The sequence below is a fragment of the Longimicrobiaceae bacterium genome (assembly GCA_036375715.1).
Taxonomy (GTDB): Bacteria; Gemmatimonadota; Gemmatimonadetes; order Longimicrobiales; family Longimicrobiaceae; genus DASVBS01.
In genome coordinates this window covers 24,802-42,755 of sequence record DASVBS010000007.1, presented here as the reverse complement: position 1 = coordinate 42,755, position 17,954 = coordinate 24,802, and the positions used below count along the sequence as shown (strand labels likewise).

At 69.3% G+C, this 17,954-nt stretch carries 14 protein-coding genes; 1 reads left to right on the top strand and 13 read right to left on the bottom strand.

What is annotated here, in order from left to right; translation table 11 throughout:
- The 3 genes from rfbC to VF167_01695 form a co-directional block, all read right to left on the bottom strand.
- Positions 1-474 (bottom strand): dTDP-4-dehydrorhamnose 3,5-epimerase (rfbC, locus tag VF167_01705; GenBank protein HEX6924118.1); only part of this gene is annotated, 474 nt, incomplete at its 3' end.
- On the bottom strand, positions 471-1,376 hold the full coding sequence (gene rfbA, locus VF167_01700) for a glucose-1-phosphate thymidylyltransferase RfbA (GenBank protein HEX6924117.1): 906 nt from the start codon (positions 1,374-1,376) through the stop codon (positions 471-473). The genes rfbA and rfbC, both read right to left, overlap by 4 nt.
- Positions 1,373-2,992, bottom strand: coding sequence for a capsule assembly Wzi family protein (locus tag VF167_01695; protein HEX6924116.1), 1,620 nt, complete (start codon positions 2,990-2,992; stop codon positions 1,373-1,375). The genes rfbA and VF167_01695 overlap by 4 nt, the downstream gene beginning before the upstream one ends.
- 127 nt (positions 2,993-3,119) lie before the next feature.
- Between VF167_01695 and VF167_01690 the strand changes: the two genes are divergently transcribed.
- A complete protein-coding gene (locus VF167_01690) occupies positions 3,120-4,769 on the top strand; it encodes a hypothetical protein (protein HEX6924115.1) in 1,650 nt (549 codons plus the stop codon).
- Positions 4,770-4,923: 154 nt separating this feature from the next.
- Here VF167_01690 and VF167_01685 read toward each other — a convergent pair whose 3' ends face one another.
- From VF167_01685 to VF167_01640, 10 genes are all read right to left on the bottom strand, one after another.
- A complete protein-coding gene (locus VF167_01685; GenBank protein ID HEX6924114.1) occupies positions 4,924-5,907 on the bottom strand; it encodes a class I SAM-dependent methyltransferase in 984 nt (327 codons plus the stop codon).
- A gap of 15 nt (positions 5,908-5,922) precedes the next feature.
- Positions 5,923-7,461 carry a flippase gene (locus VF167_01680; protein HEX6924113.1) on the bottom strand — a complete coding sequence of 513 codons (1,539 nt, stop codon included), beginning with the start codon at positions 7,459-7,461 and terminating at the stop codon, positions 5,923-5,925.
- Positions 7,458-8,702 carry a glycosyltransferase family 1 protein gene (locus VF167_01675; protein ID HEX6924112.1) on the bottom strand — a complete coding sequence of 415 codons (1,245 nt, stop codon included), beginning with the start codon at positions 8,700-8,702 and terminating at the stop codon, positions 7,458-7,460. Before VF167_01675 ends, VF167_01680 begins: the two co-directional genes overlap by 4 nt.
- Before the next feature lie 38 nt (positions 8,703-8,740).
- Entirely contained in the window at positions 8,741-9,784 is a 1,044-nt protein-coding gene (locus VF167_01670) for a glycosyltransferase family 2 protein (GenBank protein ID HEX6924111.1), read from the bottom strand.
- Complete coding sequence (locus tag VF167_01665) at positions 9,781-11,085, bottom strand: hypothetical protein (GenBank protein HEX6924110.1); 1,305 nt, start codon at positions 11,083-11,085, stop codon at positions 9,781-9,783. The genes VF167_01670 and VF167_01665 overlap by 4 nt, the downstream gene beginning before the upstream one ends.
- Positions 11,085-13,340, bottom strand: coding sequence for a Wzz/FepE/Etk N-terminal domain-containing protein (locus tag VF167_01660; protein ID HEX6924109.1), 2,256 nt, complete (start codon positions 13,338-13,340; stop codon positions 11,085-11,087). Before VF167_01660 ends, VF167_01665 begins: the two co-directional genes overlap by 1 nt.
- Positions 13,340-13,966 carry a polysaccharide biosynthesis/export family protein gene (locus VF167_01655; protein ID HEX6924108.1) on the bottom strand — a complete coding sequence of 209 codons (627 nt, stop codon included), beginning with the start codon at positions 13,964-13,966 and terminating at the stop codon, positions 13,340-13,342. The genes VF167_01660 and VF167_01655 overlap by 1 nt, the downstream gene beginning before the upstream one ends.
- A 149-nt stretch (positions 13,967-14,115) precedes the next feature.
- Entirely contained in the window at positions 14,116-15,258 is a 1,143-nt protein-coding gene (locus tag VF167_01650; GenBank protein HEX6924107.1) for a glycosyltransferase family 9 protein, read from the bottom strand.
- Between the two features lie 82 nt (positions 15,259-15,340).
- Positions 15,341-16,474 carry a glycosyltransferase gene (locus VF167_01645; GenBank protein ID HEX6924106.1) on the bottom strand — a complete coding sequence of 378 codons (1,134 nt, stop codon included), beginning with the start codon at positions 16,472-16,474 and terminating at the stop codon, positions 15,341-15,343.
- Positions 16,474-17,949 carry a sugar transferase gene (locus VF167_01640; protein HEX6924105.1) on the bottom strand — a complete coding sequence of 492 codons (1,476 nt, stop codon included), beginning with the start codon at positions 17,947-17,949 and terminating at the stop codon, positions 16,474-16,476. Before VF167_01640 ends, VF167_01645 begins: the two co-directional genes overlap by 1 nt.
- Positions 17,950-17,954 lie beyond the last annotated feature (5 nt).

Genomic DNA, 17,954 nt, shown 5'->3' with positions numbered 1-17,954 from the left:
CTCCACCGGCCAGTCGATCTTCAGCTCCGGGTCGTCCCAGCGGATCGTCCACTCGCTGGCCGGATCGTAGTACCGGCTGCACTTGTAGCTGAAGATCGCCTCCTCGGAGAGCGCGGCGAAGCCGTGCGCATATCCTTCCGGGATGAAGAGCTGATGCCCGCTCTCCGCCGAGAGCGGCACCCCGATCCACTGGCCGAAGGTCGGCGAGCCGCGCCGCACGTCCACCACCACGTCCCAGACCTCTCCACGCAGCACGGAGATCAGCTTGGCCTGCCCGTGGGGATGCTGGTAGTGCAGCCCGCGCACCACCCCCCGCCGGGACCACGAGACGTTGTCCTGCACGAACTCCACCCCCAACCCCGCGGCGGCGAAGCGGCGCGCGCTCCAGCTCTCCACGAAGGCGCCCCGCTCGTCCCGGAAGAGGCGCGGCTCCAGCAGCAACACACCCGGGAGACCCAGCTCCGTCACCTTCATCCCTTCGCCTCTCGCTGCACCAGCCGCTCGAGATAGCGGCCGTAGCTGTTGGTATTCATCGCCCGCGCCAGACGCAGCACCTGCTCGGCGTCGATCCACCCCAGCCGGAAGGCAATCTCCTCGGGGCACGCCACCTTGAGCCCCTGCCGCTTCTCGATGGTCTCGATGAAGCTGCTCGCCTCGTGCAGCGACTCGTGGGTGCCGGTATCCAGCCAGGCCATCCCCCGCCCGAAGATCTCCATCCGCAACGCCCCGCGCCGCAGGTACTCGCGATTCACGTCGGTGATCTCCAGCTCCCCGCGCGCCGACGGCTTCAGCCCCGCCGCGATCTCCAGCACGTCGTTGTCGTAGAAGTAGAGCCCCGTCACCGCGTAGTCGGAGCGCGGCCGCTCCGGCTTCTCCTCGATGGAGATCACCCGCCCCTCCGCGTCCACCTCGGCGACTCCGTAGCGCTCAGGGTTGCTCACCTGGTACCCGAAGATGGTGGCCCCCTCTGTCTGCGCCGCCGCGATACGCAACAGGTCCGTCAGACCCCGACCGTAGAAGAGGTTGTCCCCCAGGATCAGCGTCACCGGGCTCTTCCCCACGAACTCCCGGCCGATGTGGAAGGCCTGCGCCAGCCCCTCCGGCCGCGGCTGCTCCGCGTAGGAGAAGGCGAGCCCCCACTGCGTCCCATCGCCCAGGAGCTGCTCGAAGCGCGGCAGATCCTGGGGCGTGGAGATCACCAGGATCTCCCGGATTCCCGCCAGCATGAGCACGCTGAGCGGGTAGTACACCATGGGCTTGTCGTAGACCGGCAGGAGCTGTTTGCTCACCACCCGGGTGATCGGGTACAACCGGGTCCCGCTCCCTCCGGCCAGAATGATTCCCCGGCGCGTCGGCGCCGGCTGGCTCCCGCTCACGGTCTCCACGTCACCCCGAACGCGGCGTGAAGGTTCACGTCGTCGTCCTCGAAGTAGTGGTTGAGGCGGTACAGCCCCTCCAGGCGACCGAAGAGCTCGAGCTCCCCGTGGAACCAGAGCGCCTCGGCGCGAAGGGCGTGCCCCGTGTCCACTGCGTCGCGCTCGATGAGCCCTTCCTGCCAGTACCTTCCCCGCCGGTCGTACACCGCGCGGTTCCAGGCGAGCGTCCAGCGACCCCAGGGCTCGTAGCGATCCACCGCCAACTCGGTGGCGGCGCCGCCGTAGCCGTGCTGCGAGCCGAGGATCTGCCCCTCGAAGGTGTGCCCCTGCCGCATCCGGCCGTGCCGATAGAAGCGGGTCTGGGTGCGCACCCGGAAGAGGTGCGAGACCTCGGCGTTCATCACCTCGCCGCGCAGCACGGTCCAATGCCGCCCGTCGCCCGCCCATACCCGCCGGAAGCCCAGCAGGTAGGCCGCGTCGTGATCCGGCTCGAGCATGAAGTCGCGGAAGTCCCAGTTGTGATCCTCGCGCGCGTACTCGGCATAGGCCTCGAACCCGATGCGCGGCAGCGCCCAGCGCATGAAGACGGACGCGAGCTGGTTGTCCGCGTCGGAGTTGTCGGTGCTCCCCTCGTCGCCGCGGACGTTCACCTTCAGGAAGCCCTCCAGCGGCTTGGTGAAGTCGTCCAGCGAGAAGCCCCCCTCCGGCCAGGGCGAGTGGAAGAAGCGGCTCATCCCGATCTCCAGGCCTGGCACGCCACGCGGACGGAAGAGTCCCACGAATCCCGACATGAAGCGCAAGGCATCCGGGTCTGGCATCGGAGAGTAGTCGGACTGCTCCAGCCTCCCCCACACCATGCGCCCGTGCACGAGCCCGATTCCCACGTTCAGGGGACGGCTCGTCCCCAGCAAGAAATGCGGATAGCCCTCGGCGTTGTTCCCGAGGATCAGGGGATTGCTCTCGGCCGGCCCCCAGTACTGGTTCGCCGTGGACGCTGCAACCGCGACCGGCCCCAGGTCCAGGCGCACGGTGCTCTGCCCCGGGGAAATGCGTGAGTAGGACCCCTCGCCGAAGCGCTGCGGCAGGTCGATTCCACTCCCGCCCTCTCTCGCGTCGTTGAAGCGTCTCTCACCGGACAGAGAGGCCGGGTGCAATTCGAATTCCCGGTTCTGGGCGATGAACGCGACCGGCGCGAGCACCAGCGACAGGGGTCCCACCCGCGCCCAGGCGCCCCCCTCGACCGCGGTGGTGATTCCCCGCCCGCTCCACACCGCCCCGTCGTTCCCACCATACGGGAAGGCGGAGTTGAAGATCGCGCCGGCGCGCGGGCGCACCCACCCGTACTCCACCAGCCCGTTCTCCCCGTCCGTGATCCTGAACCGCTCTCCCCAGGGGTGCGTCGAGTCCGGACGAGCCATGCCCTCCACCTCGCCGGGGGAGAAGGCGCGCACGGTCCATGGGTACCAGTTCGCCGCCCGGGCGAGCTGCAGGTTCCGCAGGTACCGCTCGATCTCGCCGCCGGCGAATACCTCGGCGCGCACGTCGTAGCTTTCAGTCGTCTGCGCCGCGACCTCCCCGACACCGCCGAGAAGCACCGCGAGCGCAACCCCCGACACGCCGATCCGCCTCGGTGATCCCCCGGTCCTCGATCTCCTCACGCAGCTCCCTCACGAAAATTGGCTGGTCCGAGGCCTACGTGGCCGCCCGCGACCGTAGCACGGGCGGGGTCACTGAGGTTATCGTGTGCGGCTCGAACCGTCCAGCACGTCCGCCGACGCCGACGAACCGATGATCTCCCGTCCGTATCTGAGCGTTCTCCTCCTCGCCGCGGCGCTGCTCCCCGCGGACGGCGCCGCGCAGCAGCCGGGCGAGGTGGAGCGCACGCTTCCGCTCCCCGGTGTTTTCGGCCTCTACGACGATCGACTGCGCGTGGCCCAGATCCTCGGCCGCGCCTCCACCGACGGCTACCTGCTGCGCTCCACCAGCACGCTCCTCCCTGCGCTGCCGCACGACTCGGTGCCGACCTTCCGGCTCCAGTTCCTGCTGCCCGATCTGAAGGGCGTCTGGAACTCAGACATCCCCTATACCTTCAACGACGGGGCGCTCTGGGCCGGGCGCGGGGCGAACCTGCACCTCACCGGCGGGATCCGGGCGGCCTTTGGCCCGGTGGTGGTGGTCTTTGCCCCCGAGCTGCGCTACGAAGAGAACCGACCCTTCGACTTCGTCCCCTATCCGCTGGCCGACCGCAGTCAATACAGCGCGCGATGGCACTGGGCGACGCTGCCGATCTCGGTGGACATGCCCACCCGCTTCGGCGACGAGGAACGCGCCGCGCTCGGTCCCGGCCAGCTCACCGTGACCGCGTCGGTGGGACCGGTGCGGTTCGGCTGGGCGCGCGACGACCAGTGGTGGGGGCCCGGGGTCCGCAACGCCATCGTGATGAGCAACAACGCCCCCGGGGTGCCGCGGATCTTCGTGCGCACCGGCCCACCTGTCTCCACCCCGATCGGTGATTTCGAGATCCTCTGGAATGCGGGAGTGCTGCAGGAGTCGGTGTACTTCGACACCATCAACCACAACGGCCGCCGGCACCTGAGCGGCCTCGCCTTCACCTACCGGCCGGCGGGGGAACCAGGGCTCACGGTAGGGCTCGCCCGCACCGTGTTCGGCCGCCTGCGCGCGTTCGACGACTTCCCACAGGAGATGTTCTCCGCCATCATGCCCGCGGAGTCGAAGGAGGAGCAGGTCTTCTCCGCCTTCGGGCGCTGGATCTTCCCGGCCGCGGGGTTCGAGGCGTACGGGGAGTGGGCCCGCTATCGCATGACCACCTCGCTCCGCGACTTCCTCGTCAATCCCAACCACACCCAGGGTTATACCGTGGGGGCGCAATGGGTGCACCCCGTGCGGGCGGACAGTTCGGGCTTCCTGCGCCTGCACGGCGAGATCACCTACCTGGAGCAGAGCACCACCACCCGGCACCGGCCCACGGGCAGCTTCTACACCAGCCTGGACGTGCCCCAGGGTTACACCCAGCGCGGCCAGATCCTGGGCGCCGCCATCGGGCCCGGCTCCTCCAGCCAGTGGATCGCCGGCGACTACCTGGCCGACGACTGGCAGCTGGGGGTCTTCGGCGGCCGCATCCGCTGGGACAACGACGCCTACTACCTCACCCAGGAGCCCTTCCCCCTGGACCACGACGTCTCCTTCTTCGGCGGCCTCCGCGGCGCCACCCGCATCGGCCCCGCCTGGCTCGAGCTCGAGTACACCCGCACCCGCCGCTACAACTTCATGTTCCAGAACGAATCCACCAGCCTCGGCGAACCCGGCACCTGGGACCTGAACAACAACACGCTACGCCTGACTATCCGACCGGGCCGTCTGCCGGAGTTATAGAAAAATTACGAATTACGAATTACGAATTACCAGAGCAGCAATTTTGAATTCTGAATTCGCCCCCGGCGGATGTCGGTCGTGCGGTCGGCGTAAATTGAGCCCGTAATTCGTAATTCGTAATTCGTAATTCCAGCAGGAGCCCCCAATTCAAAATTCAAAATTCAAAATTGCCACCCGTCACGCCTCGTGCCTTTCTGAGGTAGAAGGCGGCTTGGTCCCCCCTCCCCTCCGCATTCAGGTCGCCGGCGCGGCGCTCGAACTCGCGGATCTGCTCGCGGGTGAAGAGGGAGGCGCGGGGGTTCACCGCGTGGGAGCGGGGGTCGCGCAGGGGGATGTCGCGGCGGTACTGCTCGCTCCCCCAGAACTGGAAGGCGGTGGAGTCGTGTATGACCCGCTCCAGGCGCAGGCCCACCTGGTTCGCCAGGATCTCCATGCTCCGGCGGGTGTGCAGGTACAGGTGACGGGGGGCGTCGAGTTGCACCCAGTCGGTCCGGTAATGCTCCCACGCCCACGAGTCGGCCAGGGGGATGCGGATCAGCGCCACCGCCCCCGGACGGAGCAGGCGACGCACGTGCGCGAGGACATCCCGGGGATCGGGGACGTGCTCGAAGGCGTGGTGCATCATCACCAGGTCGAACTCGCCCTCCACCTCCTCGACCCGCCGGCGCAGCAGCCGCACCCCCTCCGCCGGCCCGGCTTCAGTCCGGAGATACGGGTCGATCCCGGTCAACCGGCGGAAGCCGATGTCGCGTAGCTGCAGGAGGAGGTGCCCGCCCCCCGACCCCACGTCCAGGATCTCGTCGTCGGGCTGGACGCCGGTGACGGCGATCCATGCGAACAGATCCGGCACGCCGAACCAGCGCGCCGCCACCCGCCCGATCGCCGACCTCCCCTCCAGCAGGTGGACCGCGCGGCGCCGCTTCAGGAACCGCTTCACGCGCCCCTCGCGCGGTCGCGCGAAGGAGTAGTAGTCACTCGGGTAGTGGGCGCTCAGGCCCGCCGGCACCTCGACGATCTGCAGGCATCCGCAGGAGCCGCAGGCGAAATACTCGAACGGGTCTCGCCGCCCGAACATCATCTCCCGGGCGACGAACCGCTCGTGCTCCCCCCGCGCCCCGCACACCCGGCACTCGAGCATCCCGGCGCCGCCGATCTACGGTGCCACCGTCGATCCGGCCCCCTCCCGCCGGACCATCTCGAGCAGACCCTGGCGCCCCCGCCCGCGCAACCCGACCCGCCACGCCACCACCGCGAAGGGCACCAGCACGGCAATCACATAGGCCAGGCGGCTGGTGGTGCCGGGCATCGCCGCCCCCGCCAGCAGCAGGGCCAGCGCGCCGAGCACCATTCCCCCCAGACCCTGCAGTCCTCTCTCCCGTCCAAGGCGCTGCCGCGCCAGCGCGAAGAGCGCCACGGTATCCACGCCGATGCGCAGCACCCAGACAGCGGCCGCGCCCACGATCCCCCACCGGCCCACCAGCAGCCACAGGCCCACCAGGTAGAGCGGGAGCTCGAGCAGGTGCAGCTTCCCGGTCAGATCCGGACGCCCCATCCCCTGCAGCACCGTGTACGGCACCTGCGCCAGGCTGTTCACGAAGACGCCGATCGCCAGCCAGCGCAGCACGGGCGCGCTGTTGCGGGCGAACTCGGCGCCGAGCCAGAGGTCGAGGGCTTCGGGCGCCAGGGTCACCAGCACCAGGGTCACGGGGAACATCACCAGCAGGAGCGCCTGCAGCGAGCGCCGGAAGAGCTGCCCGGTGCGCGTCGAATCGGCCGCGTGCACCGCCGCCACCGCCGGGAAGAGCACGCCCACCACCGCGTAGGGCACCACCCAGAGTTTGGTCACCACCTCGTACGGCGTGACGTAGTAGGCCACGGCGGCCACCGAGACCATCCCCCCGATCAGGAAGCGATCGAGGTAGACCATCAGCGGACTGACCAGGTTGCTCACCGTAGCCCAGCTGCCAAAGCGGATCAGCGCCGGCACAGCCAGTCGGTCTACCTGCACCCGCCGCATCTGCGGGAGGGTGCGCAGGCACATCCAGAGGTGGGCGGCCCACCCCAGCAGGCGCCCCACCAGCAACACGCCCACGATGGGCACCAGCCGGTTGGAGAACGGCAGCACCAGCAGCGGTCCGGCATAGAGAAAGGCCGCCAGCGGCACGCGCAGCGCGTTCACCAGGTCGAAACGCTGCGCCGCCTCCAGAATGCCCCGGAGCGCCGCGGTGCTGGCCACGGCCGGCAGGGAGAGGGCGAGCAGGTACATCGCCCCCACGGTCTCGCGCTCCAGCTCCGCTGGCAGGTGCGCCACCTCCAGGATCAACCACGGCGCCAGGAGCGCGGCGACCAGACCTCCCGCCGCCCCCAGCGCCAGGACGAGCGCCAGCGCGGTCCACGACAGCGCGGGGATCTCCTCCTCCCGCCCGGCCCCGAGCTTCTCCGCCACCAGGTGGGTGAGCGCCCGCCCCAGCCCCAGGTCGAGCAGGCTGAAGTAGCCGATCACCACCCAGATCAGGGTCAGCACGCCGAAGCGCTCGGTTCCGAGTGCCGCGATCAGCACCGGGATGGCGACCAGTGCCACCAGCATCGGCGCGCCCTGCCCCAGCAGATTCAGCACGGCATTGCGCGCGAGCAGACTCCCGCGCGTCAGCCCCGCCACCGGCGGTGTCGGGGTCGGCTCGGGCCCGCTCATACCGGCACCCCTCCGCACCGCTCCGCGACGGCGTGTAGAACCTCGCGGATTGCCGCCGCCGCGGTGCGGTAGCTGAAGTGTGCCGCGCGCTCTGGACCCCGCCTCGCAAGCCCGGCGCGTAGCTCCGGCTCGGCGAGGATACGCCCCATCGCCGCCGCGATATCGTCCATCCGCTCGGGATCCACGTACAGCGCGGCGTCTCCGCACACCTCGGGGAGCGACGCGCGCTCCGCCACGATCACCGGACAACCGCAGGCCATCGCCTCCAGCGGGGGGATGCCGAACCCCTCGTACAGCGACGGGAAGACGAACGCCTCGGCCCCGGCATATAGCGCGGCCAGCTCCTCGTCGGTGACGAACCCGAGGAAGCGGGTGCGGTCCGCCACGCCCAACTCGGCGGCCAGGGCCGGCAGGTCGACCTCCTTGCGGCTGCTGCGCCCGACCAGAGCGAGCTGGACGTCGCCCCGTCCCGGACCGTTGTCTACTCCGCCGTCTCCTCGCACGAGGTCACCTGCCGAGCGAACCTCTCGCTCGCCGTTCCGTGCCGGGTTATCGCTCGACGGCTCATTCCGCAGCAGCCGCGCAAAAGCCTCGATCACCCGGGGGATGTTCTTGTACGATCGCCCGTCAGCCGTGGCGAGGAAGTACCGCCCGAGGCCGAAGCGGCGCGCGACCTCGCGGCTGGCCTTCACCGCGCCGGTGTGGAAGACCTCGCTGCGATATCCCTGGTGGACCACGTGCACCCGCTCCCCGGGAACGCCATAGAAGCGCTCGAGGTCGGCACGCGTTGCCTTGGACATGGCCACGACGGCCGCGGAAGCGCGCACGATGCGGGGAACCACGTAGCGGAAGTGGTACTGGAGGCGGGGCGCGGAGCGGGGATGGAGCAGGGGGATGAGATCGTGCACGGTGACGACCTGCGGGCAGGCGGGCGCCAGCATCCCGTCGGTGGTGGTGGAGTAGAAGAGTCGCGCCCCTCGCTCACGGAGGAGGCGCGGCAGGGCGGTCTGGTGCCACGTCACCCGCAGCAGGTTGCCGACGAAGTTGCCGCGCGCCATCCGCCGCGGACGGGCAACCACGGCGCGCTCGCCGAAGGCCTCGCCCACGGCGGGCGACGCCACCAACGCGACCGCCCTCTCCTCCAGGGCGAGCAGCTCCGGAACCAGGCCCGCGGCATAGCGCTGGATTCCGCCGCCCGCGGGGAGCTCGGACTCGAGCGCACCGATGACGATACCGTCCATCCGGCCCGGCCGGGAGCGCGATGTCTCGATCGCCCCGGTCACGTCGCGCGGGGGCGCGCGCCGCGCGAGCGCCCCAGGTAGTCCCGGTACGCGCGCATCACCGCCAGTGCCCGCGCCGGCTCGAGCCGTACGATCTTGGGGAGCAGCATCCGGTAGAGGCCATAAGCCATGGCGATCGGCGCGAGCCGCGGAAAGTTCTTGCGCACGAACAGCAGGGTGCCCAGCGCCGCGTGATAGTCCTGGAAGGGGCTGCCCTGCCCCGCACTCCTCCCCACTTTGTGCCAGACCACGCTCCCTGGAGCATAGATGAGCTTCCATCCGCGCCGCCGCGCCCGCCAGCACCAGTCCATCTCCTCGGAGTACATGAAGTACTCCTCGTCCAGCAGCCCCACCTCCTCGATCAGCGTGCGGCGCACCAGCAGGCAGGCGCCGAGCACCACATCGACCTCCACCGGGTCGGTCCAGCGACTCTGGTCATCCTGCTCGTCGCTCCCCAGGTGGGTGGCCAACCCCTGCCACGGGGTGAGCAGCCCACCGGCGATCGCCTGCACCCGCCGCGGCTCGTCATAGTAGAGGAGCTTCGCCCCCGCCATTCCCACCCGCTCGCCCGCCTCGACGCGCGCCACCATCGTCGCCAGGGCATCCGGGGCGACCACGGTGTCGTTGTTCAGCAGCCAGACGTAGTCGGCATCGCCACGCGCGAGCGCGTAGCGCAAGCCCACGTTGTTCCCGCCGGCGAAGCCCAGGTTGCCGCCCGTGTGGATCAGCACCAGCGGCGGATCGAGCCCCGGGTCGCCGCCGCGCTCGGCCTGCTCGCGATCGTATTCGGCCAGGGGGATGGGCTTCGCCGCGGGAGGATCGGAGAGGTGGCGCAGCGGGTGTCCCTCCGGCACGGCCGCGATCTCCCGGCCCTCGGCCCACGCCCGGATGTGATCGACCGACCCATCCGGAGAATCGTTGTCGCAGACCACGACGCGGTAATCCGCGTAGGCCTGCCGGAATACGCTCTCCAGGCACTCGATCGTGTCCCGCCAGCCGCACCAGTTCAGCAGCAGGACGTAGACGCGAGGCGTGCGGTTCATGCCGTCCCCGCGCGCCGGCCGGCAGGCACGAAGTCCCGGAAGCTCGGATTGTTCGAGAGCAGCAGAGAAACCACGAACCAGTAGATCGCCATCACCGGAATGTACAGCAACGCCCCGTCGGAGATCGCCACGAACAGGTACACGATCAATCCGACGGCCAGGCTCCTCTTGTACTCGGTCTCCCAGTGCGGAAGAAAGCGTGCCAGGTGCAGCACCAGCGGACCCGTCAGCCCGACCAGGAAGGTCAGCAGGCCCACCAACCCGAAATAATCCACCACCGAAAGGTAGATCATCTCCTGAATCACGTCGAACGGCCGGGCGGGGAGCAGGCTGGCCTCGAACAGGTAGCGCACCTGGTCGATGCGCCCTCCCAGGGTGCGGTCGAAGAGGAAGCCGAGGTCGCGATCCAGCAGGTCCAGAGCATACCAGACCCCCACCGCCGCCAGGGAGACCCAACCCGCAATCGCCGCCACCGTCTTCCACGTTGGGCGACGAACGTACAGGCGGCTGAGCACCTCGTAAACCACCAACCCCGCCCACACGGTGCGTGAGAGAGTCAGCACCAGCGAGGCCTTCACCGTCAGCACGCTACTCAGCCGCTTCTCCAAGAACGTGTACAGGGGCAGGAGCATCAACAGCGAGATCCCGTACACGTTCCCGTTGTTATAGGTGGAGATGAGCTTGAAGACGCCGCCGCGATCGATCGATTTGCCTTCCAGCTCGCCCACGTCGCCCGCGTTCACAGTCAGGTACGGGATCTCGATGAAGCTGTCGGTGGCGAGCTTGTAGAAGAAGAGGAAGATGCCATAGGCGGATACCAGGAGCACCGCCATCCGCACCGCGCGCAGGAGCAGGTCCAGGTCGATGCGGTCGATGTGCATCCCCAGCACGATCAGCATGACCGGTGGGATGACGAAGAAGGTGGTGACGAAGGAAAGAGCGAACCCGGTGTCCATCGCCCCGTGCGCCAGGATTCCGCCCCAGCTCACCGCCAGGAACGGCACCAGCATCCCCATTGCGACCAGGCGCGCCGTTCGCAGAGGAGCGGCGCGCCTGGCGAGCAGCGCGTACGGCAGCCAGAGCGAGACCAGGCCCATCCCTAAATATCCCCAGGTGATCGGCACCCCTCCGACTTTGATGCCTCCCTTGGGGAAGACGATCAGGAAGGTCACCAGGAAGAGGAGCACCGCCTTCTGCGCGCGACTCGGCGAGACGACCTCGGGCTCAGCGCGGGCCTCCACGACGCCCCGCCGGCCCGTCGCGGGCCGCTTGAACCCAGCCTCGACCGCACGCGTGGCCATCACCCGCGGAGTCCCTTGCCTCGGTCCAGGATGACGCCCGAGACGTCGACGTCCATGCGCGCGAGCGCCTGGAGCACTTCCTCGAGCGAGGCGCGGGTGGTCTTGCCCGCGCGCACCACGACCGCTACGCTGCGGCCCGACTCGACCAGGGCGGCGGTCACCGCCTGATCCGGGGGCGGCAGAGCGGCAACGACCAGCGAGCCCCGCTCCTCCAGCCGGTCCAGCAGCGGGCGGGCACCCATCCGCAGGTTTCCGTTCGGACGGAAGAGCAGGTAGCCACCCCCCTGGGGCTCCGGCGTCGGCTCCAGCGCGTGGGAGCTGGTCGGTACGCCCGACGCGTCGGCGCCCGCCCTGGCTGTCAACCCTTTACCAGGCGGCGCTTTGCGAGGTGAAGCCTCGCCGCCCAGGGCCTCGCTACCCGGCACCCGGGACAGCCCACCATCCACCTCCGCGTCTGCCTCCGCTGCGTCCCTTGCCGCGTCGGCGGCAGCGCTGGCCATCTCCCCGGTGGGCAGGTGGTGCACATCCTCGAGGTCGGCCAGGACGACGGTGCGCCCGCGCAGCGCGCCGGTGGCCGCCAGCCGGCGCGCTGCGGGTAGCGCCCTGCTCTCCCGATCGGCCGCCACCACCAGGATGCTGCGCGCGGTGTCGACGTCGCGGAGCAGCAGCGGCGCATCGTGCCGCAGCAGGACCGCCGGTATCCCCGTGAGCCGCTCGATCTGCAACGGATCGTGCACCCGCCGGCCCAGGGAGCCGTTGCCGATGGCGCTGACCACCCCGAAGAAGAGCCCGCCGAACAGGCCCAGCGCGAGCGTGATGGGGGCGCGCGGGTAGAGCGGCCGCCGCGGCGGCTCCGCGGTATCGATCTGCATCAGGTCGCCGCCCTCGGCGATGGCCGCCAGCCGAGCCTGAACGAGCTGGGTCTGCAGGGCCACCAGCGTCTCCGAGAGGCGATCGACCTCGCGCTCGAGCTGCAGGCTGCGCTCGACCGCCTCCGGCAGCGCGGCCAGCTGCGCCTGCGAGCGTGCCAGCTCGCGATCCACTTCGGCGATCTGCCGCGCGACCCCGGCCTGGAAGGAGCGGGCGATCTCTACGATGCGCTGCTGTGTCTGCCCGATCTCCAGCTCCACCAGCTGCACGTCGGGATCTTCGGGGGTACGTCGATCGAGCAGCTCGGTGCGCTGCGCCTCCAGGTCGGACAGGCGCGCGAGCAGCTGGTTGACCGCGGCGTTCTGGATCAGCGTCGGGTAGGAGGCCACCGCGTGCGCGTCGAGCGTGCCCTGCTCGCCGAGGGCAAGGATCTGGGCCAGCGCCCGCGCGTCGATCTCCAGCTCCTGCCGCCGGCTCTTCAGCGCCATCGCCTGCTCCACCTCCGCCTCGGTGCGCACCTCGGGGCTGAGCAGGCCACTCTGCTCCTGGTGACGCCGCAACTCTTCGCTGGCCAGCTGGAGCTGTGTGGCGATGCTGTCGGTGTGGCTCCGCAGGAACTCGTAGCGGCGACGGTTGGTGCTCCGGTCCGTGGTGGTGCGGCGGAGCATGTACTTGTCGATGATGGCGTTGGCGACGCCCGCGGCGGTGTGCGGGTCGACATCGCGATAGGTCAGCTCGGCCACGTTTCCGCCGGCGCGCTCCACGTTGAGCGCCGCGAGCGTCCGCTTGACCGCGTCCTGCCGCGAGGTCAACTCGAGGGTGAATTCGTCCGGCAGTTCCGGCCGCAACGTCAGCCGCGCCCCCGCCACCTCGAAGGGCTCGCCAGGCCTGGCGGTCGCCCGCACCCCTTCCCCCTCAACCCGGTAACCGTTCGCCGTCCGCTCGAATTCCAGCTCGATCGTCTCCAGGTCGGTCGGGATATGGGCGGAAGCGATGATGTCGCGGAGCGGCGTACCCCACGGCTTCAGCACGCGCGCCTGGAGTCCCAGGGAGTCGACCACCGCGCCGACCACGGCACGGCTGCCCAGGATCTCCATCTCGGTCTCGAAGCCGGTGTCCATCGAGAACATCTCGGCCAGCCCACCGAGCGACACCGAAGTCCCCTCCCCTTCCCCTCCTCCGCTCGAGCTCATCAGCGAGCCCGGATGGGTGATCTGGGTGCGGAGCAGCACGGTCGCGCTGGCCTGGTACCGGGGCCGCACGAAGAGGAGGACCAGGACGGCGAGGAGGAGGCCGACGATCACGCCGCCGGCCACCCAGCGCCACTCCCGTCGCAGAGCGAGGGCGAACTCGCGGATGTCGACCGCCTCGGAGGTCGTGCGCATCAGAAGGCGGAGCGCAGCAGGGGGACCGCCACCGAGACGACCACGGCGGCCGTGCTGACTATGGCGAGTGAGTTCAACTCGAACCAGCTCCGGCGGCCGACCAGAACCTGGTCTCCGGACTGAAGCTCAACGCCCACGAAGCGAGCGCTGGCGCCGCTACCGATGGGGATCCGCTCACCATCGCGGATGATGGAAATCCGTTCGGGGTTGCCGAACTCCGTGATCCCGCCGGCCTCGGAGATCACCTCTCGCAGGGTGGTGGTGAGGTCGATCATGTAGAGACCGGGGCGCAGCACCTCACCCTGCACACCGACCCGTCGCAGGACGCGGATCTCGATCGACGGGTTGCGCAGGTAGCGGGTGAGCACCTCGCGCACGTGGCTCTGCAGCTCCAGGCCGGTCATTTCCGACGCCTTTACCGGTCCCACGCGCGGCAACGACACCATCCCGTCGGCGTCCACGGTGAAAGTCCCGCTCAGGTCCGGCTCGCGCCAGATGGTGAGGACAACTTGATCGCCCGGCTGGATCAGCGCTTCAGTGGCGGCCGTCATCCCTTCCTGCGCACCGGCCCCAGCCGCGGTGAGCGCGAGCGTCAGCGCTGTCAGGATCAGACAACGTACCATCATTCACATTCTCGGATATGAGTGAAGACCGCCCCTGAATGTCAAAATCGCCCCACCGTGGCTCGGTCGAAAATCGACTCCCGCACAGCCGGGCGAGGCGCGTTGACCAGCCGCCCTGCAAGCCGGGCGGTGCCGGAATGATGGGGCGAAAGCTAACCGACTCCTACACTTCGATCCAGTCCGGCGGCCGATGGCTCAGCCCGCAGCAGGCGCAGCGCGGTGCGCAGCACCGCCTCCACCGGCAGCTCACGCATACAGCGATGCTCGAAGCGGCAGGGCGGATAGTAGCCGTCCTGGTGACAGGGGGAACAGGGGACCCTGTCGGGTCCGAGCCAGAGGTAGGCGGAGCCGGGAAGGTGCGGCCCCGTATGCGCGGGGTCAGTGGGCCCGAAGATCCCCAGCGCCGGTATACCCAGCACCCGACCGAGGTGGAGCAGCATGGTGTCGTTGGCGATCACCAGCCGGGAGGCGCTCACCACCGCGGCGGTCTCCACCACACTCAGCCGCCCGGCCAGGTTCACACCCGGATCCACCTCGCCCAACCGCTCCGCGTCGTGGCCATCCCCCAGCCAGACGGCGCGCATCCCCTCCTCCTCCAGCCGCCCGGCCAGCTCGACGTAGCGCTCCAGGGGCCACAGCTTGAGGTCCACCGCCATCTTCACGTTTCGTCCTCCGCCGAACCCCAGCGCCAACAGTGGCCGACCATCCACTTCGAGTCCCAGCGAGGCCGCCTTCTGCAGCGCCCGCTCCCGCTCTCCGGGCGCGAAGCGCCAGAGAGTGGCGGGTCCCGGCAAAACCGCCCCGGATCCACCCATGACGCCCAGGTACTGCGCCTCGTGGTGCTCCCGCTCGCCCGCCCGGTATGGGTGCGTCAGGAAGCGATCGCCCCGACCAGAGGAAAAGCCCCGTCGGGTCTTCACCCCCGCCAACCAGGCCACCACACCGTAGCGCCAGTCGCGATGCAGCACGATCGCTTCGGAGTGCCCACCTCCGCGTGCACTCCGCAGGATGCGGAGCAGCTCTCCCACCACCCGCAGCTTTGCGATCGGAGAGCCGGTGAACAGGGCGCGATCGTCGATCGTGCGGATCTCGTCGAAGTACGGCAGGTGCTCCGCCACGTCCCGGCACGACTCCCCCACCACCAGCACGATGCGCTCACCACGCCGGCTCTCCCGCAGGTAGCGGAACGCCGGCGCCGCGAGGAGGAGGTCCCCCCGGGCCGCGATCTTGATGACGACGATCATGCGTGCTCGGTTCTCGTCAGCCGCCGCCGTCATCCCCCAAAATGCGAGCATCCGGCGGAGACGTCGGAGGCTGAACGACGTAGGTGCGGGCGCCTCCCGTCGCAGCTGCTTACCCCGAGCTGCTCGCGCGCGGTCACACTCTCCCGGCCCGCCGCTCCAGCGCCGGCTCGGAGGTACCCCGCCGCAGCTCGCCCTCCAGTTGGCGCTCGATCACCGCGGAGATCTGGTCACGGAAGCGCGCCGCCCCGAAACGTTCCGCGTTGGCGCGGCAGATGTCGGGATCGATCTCGGTCCGCTCCAGCTCGAGCATCGCCTCGGCCAGGTCCGCGACGGTCTGCTCCTCGAAGAGCACCCCCGTCTTCCCGTCGACCACGCTGTCCAGGGCGCCACCGCGCCCGAACGCCACTACCGGACGCCCGGCGGCCTGCGCCTCGACGGCCGCGATCCCGAAGTCCTCGTGGCCCGGGAAGAGGAAGGCGCGGCAGCGCGCCAGCAGCTCCGCCACCTCCCGGTCGGGTAGGTATCCGACCAGCTCCACAGTCGGGCCCGCCAGCGCCTCGAGCCGCGCGCGCTCGGGCCCATCGCCCACCACGATCAACCGTCGCCCGAGCCGGGTAGCGGCCTGCACCGCCAGGTCGATCCGCTTGTACGAGACCAGCCGCGACACGGTCAGGTAGAAGTCCTCCGGCGGCGCACCGTTCGGCTGAATCCGCTCGACGTCGACCGGCGGGTGGACGATGTCCGCCTCGCGGCGGTAATGCTTGCGGATCCGGCCGGCTACCTCGCGCGAGTTTGCCACGAAATGGTCCACCCGGTCGGACGAGACCCGGTCCCACACGCGCAGCCAGTGAGCTACCGGCGCGATCAGCGCCCTCGCCCGGCTACCGCCCGTGTAGTCGTGATAGAGGTCCCAGAGATAGCGGCAGGGGGTGTGACAGTAGCAGAGGTGCAGCGCGTCCGGGCGGGTGATCACCCCTTTCGCACAGGCGCTGCTGCCGGAGATGACCAGATCGAACTCGCGCAGGTCGAACTGCTCGAAGGCCAGCGGCATCACCGGCAAAAACGCCTGCCTGTGGCTGCGGGCGAACGGGACCCGCTGCAGGAAGGAGGGACGAACGTCCCAACCCTGCATCTCCGGGGGAAGGCCCGATGGATCGTATACGGATGTATAAAGTGGCGCCTCGGGGAAGAGTCGATGGAGCTCCATCAACACCCTCTCGGCGCCGCCGAAGGAGGTGAGCCAATCGGTAACCAGTGCGACCCGCATCAGTAGGCGCCTTCGCCGCTCAGCACCACCTTCACGGTTCGGAGGAGGATCTTGGCGTCGAGAAGGAGCGACCACGATTGGATGTAGGCCTTCTCCATCCGTACGACCTTCTCGAAGTCGGTGATCAGGTTTCGCCCTCCGACCTGCCACGGGCCGGTGATGCCGGGCACGACGGACAGCCGCTCGAAGTGGTGCGGCTCGTACTCCGCCACCTCCCGGGGAATCGGCGGGCGCGGCCCCACCAGCGACATATCGCCGGCCAGCACGTTGAAGAGCTGAGGCAGCTCGTCCAGGCTCATGCGCCGCAGGATCCGCCCCACCCGGGTGATCCGCGGGTCCTGGGGCGCCTTGAAGAGGCGGCGATCGGGGTAGGCGTTGAGGCAGAGCACGTCATCGTGTTGCTCCTCGGAGTCGATGTACATGCTCCGGAACTTCCACATCACGAAGCGACGGCCGCCGAGCCCCACCCGTACCTGCCGGAAGAACACCGGACCGGGAGAATCCAGCTTGATGGCGATGGCGATCAGCGCCATCAGCGGGAGCGCCACGACCAGCATCAGCGAGGCGAGCACCAGGTCGAACGCGCGCTTCAACAGCAGGGCCGGCACCTCCAGCCGCCCGGGGTGAAGCCGGATGAGCGGACAGGAGCCCATGCGCATCGGCTCGGCGCGGCAGTCCACCACGTCGCTGACCGGCGGGACCGCGAACAGCGCCGCGCCGTGGTCGAAGCAGCAGTCGGCGATGCGCCGGATCTCGGCGCTCGGCAGCGACGTCGCGACGATGACTTCCTGGACGTCGCGCTCTTCCAGGATCTGCGCCAGCCGGGAGACGTCGCCGAGCGAAGTCGGATCCGCCACACCCGTCGGGGAGAGATGCCCCTCGATGTACTGGTCGGCGTCGCGCGAGTCACGCAGCCGCTCGATGGCGCGGCCAACCTCTTCCAGGTTTCCGATGATCACCGCGCGGCGCAGCCCGATCCCGCGAACGTACACCTGCTTCACCAGCCACTCGGCGGCCTCCCGTCCGATCACCAGGAGCGGAAAGCCAAGCGCTCCGAATACGACCAGCTCCCGCACCGGAATCGCGAGCTGCGGCGGGAAAGCCACCAGGCAACCCAGGATCAACAGCGACAGGAGCACTCCGGAAAGCAGACGGCGATGGTCTCGTCGCCCGATCCCGGGATCGTAGGCCGATAGGGCGTTGAGGCTCAACAGGGTGATGGCGATCACCGCCAGCGCATACCGTCCGATGGCCAGCTGCCCCGGCCAGGCCCGCGAGAGCGCGGCCAGGCCAACCCCCAGCAGCGCGGCGTCGAGCACGTGCAATCCCATCACCCTCAGGAACCGCCGCATCATCGAGATCACCAGCCGCCGATGCGCAATCTCCCTCCTCAGCCGCACATCGAAGGGTCGCAGGGGACCGGGAGAAGGCTGCGCCTCCTCGATCGCGGCGACCTGCGCCAGCGCACTATTCATCTACC

Excerpts from the sequence above, each read along its gene's own strand:
- VF167_01685 (HEX6924114.1), bottom strand. The coding sequence starts at position 5,907 with ATGCTCGAGTGCCGGGTGTGCGGGGCGCGGGGGGAGCACGAGCGGTTC.
- VF167_01680 (HEX6924113.1), bottom strand. The coding sequence starts at position 7,461 with ATGAGCGGGCCCGAGCCGACCCCGACACCGCCGGTGGCGGGGCTGACG.
- VF167_01675 (HEX6924112.1), bottom strand. The coding sequence starts at position 8,702 with ATGGACGGTATCGTCATCGGTGCGCTCGAGTCCGAGCTCCCCGCGGGC.
- VF167_01670 (HEX6924111.1), bottom strand. The coding sequence starts at position 9,784 with ATGAACCGCACGCCTCGCGTCTACGTCCTGCTGCTGAACTGGTGCGGC.
- VF167_01665 (HEX6924110.1), bottom strand. The coding sequence starts at position 11,085 with ATGGCCACGCGTGCGGTCGAGGCTGGGTTCAAGCGGCCCGCGACGGGC.
- VF167_01660 (HEX6924109.1), bottom strand. The coding sequence starts at position 13,340 with ATGCGCACGACCTCCGAGGCGGTCGACATCCGCGAGTTCGCCCTCGCT.
- VF167_01655 (HEX6924108.1), bottom strand. The coding sequence starts at position 13,966 with ATGATGGTACGTTGTCTGATCCTGACAGCGCTGACGCTCGCGCTCACC.
- VF167_01650 (HEX6924107.1), bottom strand. The coding sequence starts at position 15,258 with ATGCTCGCATTTTGGGGGATGACGGCGGCGGCTGACGAGAACCGAGCA.
- VF167_01645 (HEX6924106.1), bottom strand. The coding sequence starts at position 16,474 with ATGCGGGTCGCACTGGTTACCGATTGGCTCACCTCCTTCGGCGGCGCC.
- VF167_01640 (HEX6924105.1), bottom strand. The coding sequence starts at position 17,949 with ATGAATAGTGCGCTGGCGCAGGTCGCCGCGATCGAGGAGGCGCAGCCT.